At 38.6% G+C, this 12,636-nt stretch carries 6 protein-coding genes; 4 read left to right on the top strand and 2 right to left on the bottom strand.

Annotated features, from left to right (window positions below):
• Window positions 1-20: 20 nt before the first annotated feature.
• The gene (locus CA2015_RS06170; RefSeq protein WP_048641118.1) at window positions 21-1,289 is read right to left on the bottom strand and encodes a M23 family metallopeptidase; all 1,269 of its coding nucleotides are present in this window, start codon (window positions 1,287-1,289) and stop codon (window positions 21-23) included.
• 237 nt (window positions 1,290-1,526) lie between these two features.
• Here CA2015_RS06170 and aspS point away from each other — a divergent pair, with 237 nt between their 5' ends.
• Complete coding sequence (aspS, locus tag CA2015_RS06165) at window positions 1,527-3,287, top strand: aspartate--tRNA ligase (protein ID WP_048641117.1); 1,761 nt, start codon at window positions 1,527-1,529, stop codon at window positions 3,285-3,287.
• Between the two features lie 6 nt (window positions 3,288-3,293).
• On the opposite strand, the gene CA2015_RS06160 is transcribed toward aspS, so the two are convergent.
• The gene (locus CA2015_RS06160) at window positions 3,294-3,992 is read right to left on the bottom strand and encodes a lysoplasmalogenase (RefSeq protein ID WP_048641116.1); all 699 of its coding nucleotides are present in this window, start codon (window positions 3,990-3,992) and stop codon (window positions 3,294-3,296) included.
• 575 nt (window positions 3,993-4,567) lie between these two features.
• Between CA2015_RS06160 and CA2015_RS06155 the strand changes: the two genes are divergently transcribed.
• The 3 genes from CA2015_RS06155 (at window position 4,568) to CA2015_RS06145 (ending at window position 12,635) form a co-directional block, all read left to right on the top strand.
• A complete protein-coding gene (locus tag CA2015_RS06155) occupies window positions 4,568-7,966 on the top strand; it encodes a TonB-dependent receptor (RefSeq protein ID WP_048641115.1) in 3,399 nt (1,132 codons plus the stop codon).
• Window positions 7,967-8,486: 520 nt separating this feature from the next.
• Window positions 8,487-9,563 (top strand): efflux RND transporter periplasmic adaptor subunit, encoded by a 1,077-nt coding sequence (locus CA2015_RS06150; protein WP_048641114.1) that lies wholly within the window; start codon window positions 8,487-8,489, stop codon window positions 9,561-9,563.
• Window positions 9,564-9,572: 9 nt separating this feature from the next.
• Window positions 9,573-12,635 (top strand): efflux RND transporter permease subunit, encoded by a 3,063-nt coding sequence (locus tag CA2015_RS06145; RefSeq protein WP_048641113.1) that lies wholly within the window; start codon window positions 9,573-9,575, stop codon window positions 12,633-12,635.
• Window position 12,636 lies beyond the last annotated feature (1 nt).

The following is a 12,636-nucleotide window of genomic DNA, read 5'->3' as shown; positions in this document are numbered from 1 at the left end:
TAGATTGACTTAATAAAAGATTAATTACTGGTGAGAAGAGGTAAAACCTCAGTATAATTGATAGAAGAAAGCTTGTTGATCTTCTCTAATTTTACCTGTTCAAATGCCAGCTTATTTTCTTCTGCAATCGGTTCTGCCGGTGGGATTTCTTCTCTTAACCAGTCAACCTGCTTGCCATGTTTCCAAAATCTAAAGCAAAGGTGAGGACCAGTTGCCAAGCCGGTGCTTCCTACATAGCCTATTACTTGACCTTGCTTTACCCTTGTGCCTTTTTTGATGCCATTACCAATTTTGGACATGTGTAGGTATTGGGTGGTATAGGTTCCGTTGTGTCTGATTTTGACAAAATTCCCATTGCCCCCTCTGTAAGTTGCTTCAAGAACGGTTCCATCACCTACAGAACGAATTTCTGTACCTCTAGGGGCGGCATAATCAGTTCCTAAATGGGCTTTGTATCTTTTTTGTACAGGGTGAAATCTGCTCAGGCTATATCTTGAACTTATTCTTGAAAATTTCAAAGGATCCCTTAGAAAGGCCTTTTTAAGACTGTTACCTTTTTCATCAAAATAAGAAATAATGCCATTTTGTTCGAAAGGAATAGCATGGTAACCTTGTCCCATGTGCTCAAAATAAGCCGCTTCTATATCCTCAATGCCTACAATTTGATCATCTACAATCTGCTCTTTAAAAATGACTTTGAACTTGTCGTCCTTTTGTAATCTTTGAAAGTCTACTACCCAACCGTACAAATCAGCAAATTGGTCAATAAGATCTGGCGTTAATCCTAGCTCGGTCATATTTACATATAAGGAGGAAGAAATTGTACCTCCTATTTCTCTATTCTTGATTTCCATCGGCTTGTTTTCTTTGTAAATAGCCGGTTGTCCAAGATTAAAAACGACAAATTCTGTTCTGTTGGGCTCGTAAATAAAAAATTGAGCTTGAGAAGAGTCTTTTGGTGTTAATACGGTGTATTTTTTATTGAAAGCGATTTTTTTAACATCGAAAATTGCCTTGGATTTTTTTGCAATCTCATCGATGATCTGGTAAGGTACATTGAAAGGTGCAAGAAGTGTCGACAGGGTTTGATTTCGCTCCACTATACCCTCAACAATGTCCAAATCATCTACATTAATCCCGTACAATAAGTTTTCTTCTTCTGGTATGATTTCTTCTACTTCTACTTCCAGCCTATCATTTTCCTGAACTAGAGAGTCATTTCCGCTGAAAATCCAGAAAGCAATGCAGATAATGATTAACAATCCTCCGTAAGTCCAATATTTTTTCATAAAATCAAGGGTAAATTATATTTTTTGGGTTATTTTAAGTTGGTATTCTTAGTAAATTGCAATACAAGCAGTACAGACTTTGCGAATATACGTTTTTTTCCTGCAACATTTAAAATGAATATCTAGGTAAAAACGTGAATATCCTATAATGTATTGCTTTATCTTGCACTTAAAAATAGCAATCTCTAGACTGAATCATTATCTTTGGCGATTATTTGCAAATAAAAATCTAATTCAATGCTTAGAACACATACTTGTGGAGAACTCCGTCTGGAGGATTTGGATAAAAAAGTGAAACTTTCCGGATGGGTGCAAAGGGTAAGGAATAAAGGGGGATTAGTATGGGTAGACCTAAGGGATCGATATGGCGTTACCCAACTGATTTTTGAAGAAGGTGATGTTGCCCCCGAACTTTTGAAAAGTGCAAGCACCTTAGGGCGTGAGTTTGTCGTACAGGCTGAAGGTACAGTAATTGAACGTACTTCCAAAAACGATAAAATTCCTACTGGAAAGATTGAAATCCGCGTAAGTGGATTAGAGATATTGAATAAGGCCAAAGTACCTCCTTTTATTATCGAAGATGAAACCGACGGTGGTGAAGAATTAAGGATGAAATACCGGTATTTGGATCTTAGACGTAATGTTGTGAGAGAAAAACTCCAACTTAGGCATCGCATGATGCAAGAAACCAGGAAATACATGGATGGAATGGACTTCATGGAAGTGGAGACACCCGTGTTGATCAAATCTACACCTGAAGGAGCCAGAGATTTTGTAGTCCCAAGTAGGGTACATGGTGGTGAGTTTTATGCACTGCCACAATCTCCACAAACATTTAAGCAGTTATTAATGGTCAGCGGTTTTGATCGTTATTTTCAAATTGTAAAATGCTTTCGAGATGAGGATCTTAGGGCTGACAGACAACCTGAATTTACACAAATTGACTGTGAAATGTCTTTTGTGGAGCAGGAAGATATTCTGGAAGTATTCGAAGGTCTTGTTCGCCACCTTTTTACAGAAGTGAAAGGCATGGAACTGGGCAATATTGAGCGCATGACCTATGAAGAAGCCATGCGTTTGTATGGAAATGATAAGCCGGATATTCGGTTTGGGATGCCATTTGTAGAGCTCAATGATTTAGTTCAAGGAAAAGGTTTTAGCATTTTTGATGATGCAGAACTAGTACTTGGAATCAACGCAAAAGGAGCTGCATCCTATACCCGTAAACAACTTGATGCCCTTACCAATTGGGTTAGAAGGCCTCAGATAGGTGCCAAAGGACTTGTTTATGTTAAGTGCAATGAAGATGGATCTTTCAAATCTACTGTTGATAAATTTTACAGCCAAGAAGATCTTAAAGCATGGGCTGAAAAGACCGGGGCTGAAGCCGGCGACTTAATATTATTGCTTTCAGGTACTGAAAAAGAAACCAGAAAACAAATGTCTGAGTTAAGGTTGAAAATGGGTGATGAATTGGGGCTGAGAGACAAATCAGTCTACAAACCTTTATGGGTACTTGATTTCCCTCTTCTTGAGTGGGATGAAGAAACCTCAAGGTATCATGCCATGCACCATCCATTTACTTCTCCTAAGAAGGAAGACATGGTATTGCTTGATCAGGATCCTGGAAAAGTTCGAGCGAATGCTTACGATTTGGTAATTAATGGTGTGGAAATAGGTGGTGGGTCTATTAGGATTCATGACAAAGAAACCCAACAATTGATGTTTAAGCACCTTGGGTTTATCGAGGAAGAAGCACAATCTCAATTCGGCTTTCTAATGGAAGCGTTTGAATATGGGGCTCCCCCACATGGTGGAATTGCTTTTGGCTTTGACAGGCTGTGTGCCATATTTGGAGGTACAGATTCTATTAGAGACTATATTGCATTCCCTAAAAACAATGCAGGTAGAGATGTAATGATCAATTCCCCAAGTACTATCTCTGCAGAGCAACTCGTTGAATTGTCATTAAACATCAAGGAAAAAGAAAAAGAATAAATTTTACTATTGGGAGCTTTTGACCTGTAATAGGTGACTTCTTATGCCCATGACGATCAGTAGCTGTCCCAGTATGTAGGTGGCCATTATTAAAAGGTCTCCATCCACTATGGGATAAAAGAATCGATCCAAGGCCAATAGGCTATCAGAAGTAAAAAAGAGAATTGCACCAATAAACAGTTGCCAAAAACTGGTTTTATTGGTTCTTCCATACCTTTCTCTGGCCATTGTCACCATCATGACAATGGCCATTATGTATATGATAACTGGTATTTTTAGCTCATTTAACTGTGAGTGAATCAAAAAGTAAATAAGGGCCGCCACAATATAAAGTGGAAGGTTATAAATAAACATTTTTATAAAATTCACTTCCAGAAGATTAAAAGAATGGTTTTGGGTTAGTTTAAATGCTATGGTATAACCAACATGTGTTATAAAAAAGGCTCCCAACCCGAATAAGAATAAGTTGTTGTTTAGCAGCAAAACATCCCCTAAGAAGGAGCAGAACAACGCGGCGGAAACAGCAGTTCTTAACAAGCTATCTTTGATTAACCTTGTGCTTTGCAAGAAATACATCAGCAAAGCAATCATTATCAGTGGTTTAGTGAAATACCTGTAGCTGGTTTCAGAATTAATGATCATTGAGATGTCTGCTAGGGCTGCAAACAGGAATACGTATAACCATAGGATTTCTTTTTTGCGCATTTCGTAAAATTTCAATATTTTTAATTTTAACTTAAATTCGAACCAATCAGAGAGTTAGGTAGTTAATAGTAAAATATATCAGAAGTAGTTGGAGTTGTTTTTTTTGTCTTTTACTTTATGAAATATTCGAAAAAGACCTCTAAGTAAATGAATTTTAATTAAACAGGTAATGCTTCTGATACTGTTTTAATGTTCAAGGTAATGAGTTTATATGAAATAAATTACTTAAAAAGCCTACAGTTTTATTTGGTAGAGGGAATTGATTCTGGCCTTTAAAGTGATTTTTTTACATTAACCATTCAAAACAGAAAATGTGAAAAGTGCCTAAGAAACAATCTTAAAGTCAATATTAAAAAAACAGCTTAAAATTTTTTTCTGACCAGTTAGTGAATTAAAATAAAAAATTTCCTTCTAAATTCTTATGTTAGGAATTTGTTAATTAATTTTGCTGTTTCAAATTAAAAACTTAATGTTTAGCTATCATTATAGCTTCAATTTAAGATTATATTTGTACCCATTATAGCCAATCCGATTTGTAATTCTATTATTTATTTATACCTATTAAATATTTGAAAATGAAGCAACTGTTACAAAAGAGAATGCTTGTTGTGCTATTACTCTTCCTAGCAATAGGAAGCAGTTATGGGCAAGTCACTACCAGTTCCGTTCAGGGCTCGGTTCTTGACAATGATGGAGAGGCACTGATAGGTGCAACGGTAAAAGCAACTCACGAACCCTCTGGGTCTGTGTATGGAGCGGTTACCAATCTGGATGGAAGGTTTAACCTACCCAATTTACGAGTTGGAGGACCTTATTCGATAGAAATTAACTATCTGGGTTTTGAGTCTCAACTATTCACTGGAATAGTATTGAGGTTAGGGGAGGTTTACAACCTTAATGCTGCCCTTTCTGATGGAGATACTGAATTGACAGAGTTTGTAGTCGAAGGAACTCGAGGTTCAGATTTTACTGCTAACAGGACAGGTACTGCTACTAACATTTCGAACGAACAATTAAAAAATCTTCCGCAAATCAACAGGAGTGTACTGGAGTTTACTAGATTGACCCCACAGGCTAGCGGAAATTCCTTTGCAGGTAGAGATGCCAGGTACAATAACCTACAAATTGATGGAGCCAATTTCAATAATGGTTTTGGACTAAGTGGAGACCCTCTTCCAGGAGGAAATTCTCAGCCGATTTCACTAGATGCAATTGAAGAAATTACAGTGAATATAGCTCCTTATGATGTGCTTCAAAGTGGATTTACAGGAGCAGGAATCAATGCAGTAACGAGAAGCGGTACAAATACCTTCGAAGGTTCTGCTTATTATTTCCTCAAAAATCAATCTCTTCAAGGGAATAAAATTGGAGACAATGAATTGGAAGCGGTAGATGCGGCAACCAATAACTTTGGATTTAGATTGGGTGGACCAATCATCAAAAACAAGTTGTTCTTCTTTGTGAACGCTGAAAGGGAAATACTAACTGGGGCCAATGCTTCCGGGGTGAACCTTTGGAGACCATCTGAAGATGGTATTGCTGATCCGGAAAATAACATCGCCAGACCTACAAGAACAGACTTGGAGGCTGTACAAAATCACCTGATCAACCAATGGGGCTACGACCCAGGAAGATATGAAGGCTATGCCAACGAAGCAAAGCAATCCAGTACGAAACTACTTGCGAGGATTGACTGGAATATCAATGAGAGAAATAAGCTTGCTGTCAGGTACAATCAGGTAATTGGTACTTCCAACCAGTTGGCCAATGCCACCTCAGGTCCTCGTCCAAGAGCTCCTTGGCCAAATGGAGCTAGAGTTAGCCAGAATGCAATCACTTTTGAAAATGGAAATTATGGGTTTGAGAATTCAGTAAGATCCATTACTGCAGAATTGAACAGTTATATCAATCCGAGCTGGTCAAATCAATTGTTAGCTACCTATTCAAAAATTCAAGACAAAAGAACTTCACCTTCTGACCAACTTTTTCCATTCGTAGATATCTGGGATGGTGGAAATATGATAGATGATGGTTTTGGAAATTTGGTAAAGGATAAAGGCTCAATGAATTATATATCCTTCGGTACAGAGTTGTTTACCTTTAATAATGATGTTATTAATAATAACTATTCTATTATCAATAACCTGAACTATGTAGAAGGTAAGCACAACATCACCATGGGAGCTGCCTTTGAAATTCAGAATTTTGGTAACAGTTATACCAGAATGGGAACTTCTTATTACAGGTATGCATCAGTAGCTGATTTTTTATCTACAGGTACCGCCAATGAAGTAGCTCCTACCATGTTTGGCTTGACTTACCCATATGCAGGAAAAGACACCTATTCAAGGGTTAATTTTGGTTTGGCTTCACTTTATGCACAAGATAAATATGCAGTTAGCAATGACCTTAGCATTACATTTGGTCTGCGTGCAGAACTTCCTATTTACCTTAATGAGTTAACCCCTAATCCATCTATCAATGAGATTACACTGACCAATCAGTTTGGAATGCCTACGAATTACAATTCGGGAATGTGGCCAAAATCAAAATTGATGGTTTCTCCGCGATTTGGCTTTAACTATGATGTGTTCGGAGACCGTTCGCTTACCTTAAGAGGAGGTACCGGCGTATTCTCAGGAAGAGTTCCATTTGTTTGGTTGACCAATATGCCTACCAATGCTGGTGTGATTCAAAATAATGTTGAACCGGGAAGCTATGAGCAAGTAGAAGGATGGATTGATAATATTACTTTCCAGCCTGAGCGTTACTACTATGTAGAAAATGTACCGCAAGGAGCTGAAGATGTATTTATTTCTTCACCTACAGAAGGAGCTCCTGGATCTTTTGCTTTGGTTGATCCTGATTTTAAAATGCCTATGGTTTGGAGATCTAGTTTTGGCTTGGATTATCAAATTCCAAACACGCCATTGTTATTGACTTCTGATTTCTTGTATACCAAGGATATCAATGCGGTTTTCCAATACGGAGCCAACAGAATCAGGTCTAACAATACCATGAATTATGGCGCAAGCAATGCCCAAGATGATTATGGTGACAACCGAGAAATATTCCTTCCTGGCCAAAGTACAGCTTATAACAGTGTAATGGGTGGAAACAATGCCACAGTACTTTCCAATACCAATGTTAAAGGAAGAAGCTTTAGTGGAACAGTAGGCTTGTCAGTGCCTTATCATAGAGGTCTAAGTGCATCTTTGTACTATACTTATTCTTCTGCAAAAGACGTGACTGCAAACGATGGATCCAATGCGAGTTCTGCATGGGGTGCAAGCCCTACGATCAATAGTCCAAATGATCAAATGTTGCACATCTCAAATTTCGCTATCCCTCATCGAATAGTCGGAAGTGTGAGTTACAGGTTTGAATATGGAAATGCATTGGCAACTACTATCGGTATGTACTATAATGGTGCCCACCAAGGAAGGTTCTCTTATGTTTATAGTAATGACTTTAATGGAGATGGTATAACAGGAGATTTGATTTACCTTCCTGAAAGTTCTTCTACCATGAATTTTGTGGATATTACTGATGATGACGATGTAGTGTATACTGCTGAAGAGCAAAGAGCAGCATTTGATGCTTATGTTGAGGAAAATGGATTAAGCAAATACAGAGGTGGATACCTGCCAAGAAACGCTTTCCTAAACCCTTGGTTAAATCGTTTTGATATCAGAATATTGCAGGATGTTTCTCAAACTTTCGGTAAAATGAAAAACACCGTTCAATTGAGTGTGGATATTGTTAACTTGGGTAACCTACTAAATAGTGATTGGGGAATTCAGGACAATTTAAATGGTGCTGAAAACCTGCTTGCAAGAGCTGGATCAGTAAGTCCAACACCTAACTTTAACCTTAATACAGTTTCAGGCAGCTTGCCAATGACTCCTTTTAGAAATGCCAGTGGCTTTGGAACAACCTGGAGCATGCAGGTTGGTTTGAGATATCTTTTTTAAGCCATTTATAAAGAATCAATTAATAAGAAGGCCACCTATTTGGGTGGCCTTTTTTTTATGCTTCAAAATAATTTTTTTAGTGCTAATTAAGATGTGATAAAATGATGTTTCCCCAATCAATCGGGCTATAGCGTCTAAAGAAAACCTGGTTGAGCTAAGGTTTAATCAAAGATAAAATTGAGAAAAACAATAAAAGAGCTTACTCTAGCTTGATAGCGGTAGAATAAAGACAATCTGTAATTTATTTCAGGTTATTTTCCTCGAAGTACTTAAATGTCGTTCGATTCTTTGCCATTAATAGCTTAGTTTTACCTCTTAAATTTTATTGTTTCTTTAAGATTTTAATTTAGATTACTTTAACTTTATGAATGTTGAGGTTTGCATTAAATAAGAGCTTTTGCGGTTGTTATTTCTAATAGTTTACTGAATGATATTGACTACCAGCTTATTCAGTCTGCCAACCAATTGAATTTACATTTTATAGCATATTTGTAGGTAAAACAATACTTTAGTTTCCAGAATGAAAAACCAAACTAAAATCATTTTGATAGGTATTATCCTATTGGTAATTGGATTTATATTTTTTTATCCAAGAATGAGTCTTTTTACTAATAGTGATTCCACCCAAGCGGAAAGTACGGCACAAAGTGCTAAATCTAATCTTCCTGTGGAAGTTATAGAGTTGAAGGAAGAGAACCTCGAAACCAGTTTAAATATTACAGGAACATTAATCCCGAATGAAATTGTAAACCTTCGGCCAGAGGTGGCAGGCCTGGTGGAAAAAATCACATTTCAGGAAGGTCAATTTGTAAGAAAAGGAACGCCTCTCTTGTATTTAAATGATGATGAGTTAAAAGCTCAATACGATCGACTTGAATATACCAAAAAACTTTATGAAAGTCAGGAGAGTAGGCAAAAGCAATTACTTACAAAAGAAGCCATCAGTCAGGAAGAGTATGATATCGTACTCAACCAATACAATACGAACTTAGCAGACTTGCGCTTGATAGAAGCGCAATTAAATAAAACGGTCATAAAAGCACCTTTTGATGGTGAGTTAGGCTTCAGGCAAATCTCGGAAGGAAGTGTGATAGGTACTTCAGACCTGATAGCTACCATTGTGAATGTGGATCCTATAAAGATTGAATTTTCAATTCCTGAGCGATATTCAGATGAGATAAAATTAGGGTCGGTTATTTATTTCCGTTCCAATGTGAACAATGATGAGGCAGAGGGGAAAGTGTATGCCATCGAACCCAATATTGATGCGGCAACACGTACCCTTAAGATAAGGGCGAAAAGTGCGAATAAACAGAAAAAATTTCTCCCAGGGATGTTTGTCAGAGTACGCCTGGTTTTAGATGAAGTATCTGATGCCATTTTGGTCCCTTCCGAATCTGTTATTCCTGAATTAGAAGGGTACAAGGTGTTTATTAGCAGGAATGGGGTTGTTGAATCAAGAAAAGTGGTGATCGGGCAGAGAACGGACACTAGGGTTCAGCTGGTAGAAGGGGTGAAGCCAGGAGAGCTGGTATTGACCACAGGAGTATTACAAGCAAGGGATGGAATGTCCGTGGATGTTAATTTAACGAACTGATAGCACAATATGTCTAGTTTATCAACCATCAGTATTCGCAGGCCAGTGTTGTCAATAGTGATGTCACTCACTATTTTAATATTTGGTATTATAGGGATCTCTTTTCTTGGTATTAGAGAGTTTCCAAGTGTAGATCCTCCTGTAGTCAATGTAAGGACTTCCTATGTTGGAGCCAATGCAGATGTTATTGAGGCCCAAATCACCGAACCTCTGGAAGAAGCCATTAATGGTATATCCGGTATAAAATCATTGACTTCTATTAGTAACGATGGTAACAGTAGCATAACTGTTGAGTTTGAAATTGGAGCAGACATGGAGGCAGCGGCCAATGATGTTCGGGACAAAGTGTCTAGAGCTCAAAGGAACCTTCCTCCCGATACGGAGCCTCCCATAGTGTCCAAACAAGATGCCGATACTCAGCCCATCGTTTTTTTAAATGTTCAGAGTAATCAGCGCAGTTTATTGGAGCTTTCTGATATTGCTACCAACATTTTCAAAGAAAGACTGCAGACCATAAATGGTGTCAGCGAAATTCGAATTTGGGGTGAAAAGGAATATGCCATGCGCTTGAGGATGGACCCTTTAAGAATGGCCTCTTATGGAGTGACCCCCTTGGATATACTTAACAAAGTACAAAGTGAAAATGTGGAGCTTCCTACAGGAAGAATAGAGGGGGAATCCATTGAATTGTCTGTAAGGACAAGGAGCCGGATGAGTACTCCGGAGGAATTCAATAGGTTGATTATAAAAGAAGAAGCGAACAATGTGGTTCGGTTTCAGGATGTGGGAAAAGCTGAATTGGCACCGCTGAATGAAAGAACCGTTCTGAAAAGGGATGGTGTACCGATGGTCGGTGTTGCCTTGGTTCCGCTGCCGGGATCGAATAGTATTGAGATAATGGACGAGTTTTATCGTCGTCTGGAATTTATCAAAAAAGACCTTCCGGCAGATATTGAGCTCGGTATAGGTTTTGATACAACCAAGTACATAAGAAATTCAATCAGTGAGGTGCAACAAACTATTTTCGTCGCTTTTTTACTGGTGGTGCTTATAATTTTCCTTTTCCTAAGAGATTGGCGAACGACTTTTATCCCTGTACTAACGATTCCAATAAGCTTAATTGGTGTCTTTTTCATCATGTACATGGCTGGATTTTCAATCAATGTGCTGACCTTATTGGGGATAGTTTTGTCCATAGGCTTAGTGGTGGATGATGCCATTGTGGTATTAGAAAACATTTACTCTAAAATAGAAAATGGAGAAGACCCTGAAACCGCAGCAGAGCAGGGGGCAGAAGAAATTTTCTTTGCAGTTATAGCCACCACGGTGGCTTTGGCCGCTGTTTTTTTACCAGTAATATTTCTTACCGGAACCACTGGAAGGTTATTTAGAGAGTTTGGTGTTGTAGTCGCAGGAGCGGTGATTATTTCTTCCTTTGTAGCACTGACGATGACCCCTATGCTTAGCTCCAAACTCTTGAAAAAAAGGGAGCGTCAAAATTGGTTGTACAATAAAACCGAACCATTTTTCCTTTGGTTAAACCGAGTCTACGTAAAGGCGCTTACTTCCTTTATGAAAGTAAGGTGGATGTCTTTTGTCCTTATAGCAGTTATGGGAGTTGGCACTTACTTTCTTTTCAACGATATCCCATCTGAACTTGCTCCATTGGAGGATAGGGGACAGATTAGAATCAATATGGCTGGACCAGAAGGAGCTACTTTTAGTTATATGGATCGAATTATTGACGAAATGACAGAGGAATTATCAGCCATTATTCCCGAAGAGGAAAGGGCTGGTTTAATTTCTGTTACTTCACCTGGGTTTGGTACAGCAAGTACCAATTCTGGATTCGTTCGGGTGATATTAAATGACGCTTCTGAACGAAACAGAAGTCAGCAGGAGATTTTTGATGAGGTATCTGTTTACCTGAAAAATAAAACAGCTGTCAGAGCATTTGGTGCTCAGGAACCATCTATTGGTGATAGGAGAGCAGGATTACCCATCCAGTACGTTATCCAGGCCCAGACTCTGGAAAAATTGAAAGAAATCATTCCTGTATTTATGGACAAGGTTGGGCAGAGTCCGGTATTTACCTTTCCTGATGTTAATCTTAAATTTACCAAGCCTGAGCTTGAAATTGAGATTGATAGGGAAAAGGCAAGGAATATTGGCGTATCTGTACAAGAGATTGCTAGGACCCTTCAGCTCAGTTATTCAGGCCAGCGCTTTGATTATTTCATCATGAATGGCAAGCAATATCAGGTAGTAGGAGAGATGCAGTTGGAGGATAGGAATGAACCAATAAACCTTAGGATGTTATACGTTAGAGGTGAAGATGGACAATTGATACAGATGGACAACCTGGTTAGTATCAATGAAAGAAGTACTCCGCCTCAGCTTTATCGTTACAATAGATTTGTAAGTGCAACAGTTCAGGCCGGTCTGGCACCGGGGCAAACCGTAGGGATTGGCTTGGAAGAAATGGATAGAATAGCTGCAGAGGTCTTGGATGAAACTTATACCACTGATGTTGCAGGGCTTTCGAAAGAGTATAGGGACAGTTCTAGCAGCTTGGTTTTTGCTTTTGTTTTTGCCTTGGTGTTGATTTATCTGGTGTTATCTGCTCAGTTTGAAAGTTTTATGGATCCGTTAACGATTATGTTTACTGTGCCATTGGCTATTTTCGGAGCTTTATTCTCCTTGTGGTTGTTTGATTTTACGCTAAATGTGTTTAGCCAGATTGGTATTATTATGTTGATAGGGCTGGTTACAAAAAATGGTATTTTAATTGTGGAGTTTGCCAATCAGCGCAAGGCGCAGGGGATTCCTATAGCCGAGGCCATAGAAGGAGCAGCCGCAGCTAGATTTAGGCCTATATTAATGACCAGTTTATCTACAATTTTGGGAATCTTACCAATAGCACTTGCTTTAGGGGCTGGTTCGGAAGGAAGAGTTCCCATGGGGGTGGCAGTAGTTGGCGGTATGTTACTGGCCACGGTGCTTACCTTATTTATTATTCCAGGTATTTATACTTATTTGACCTCTAAACAAGGAAGATTAGCAAGAGTTTAAT

Source organism: Cyclobacterium amurskyense (genome assembly GCF_001050135.1).
GTDB lineage: Bacteria > Bacteroidota > Bacteroidia > Cytophagales > Cyclobacteriaceae > Cyclobacterium > Cyclobacterium amurskyense.
This window is presented reverse-complemented; position numbering and strand designations above follow the sequence as displayed.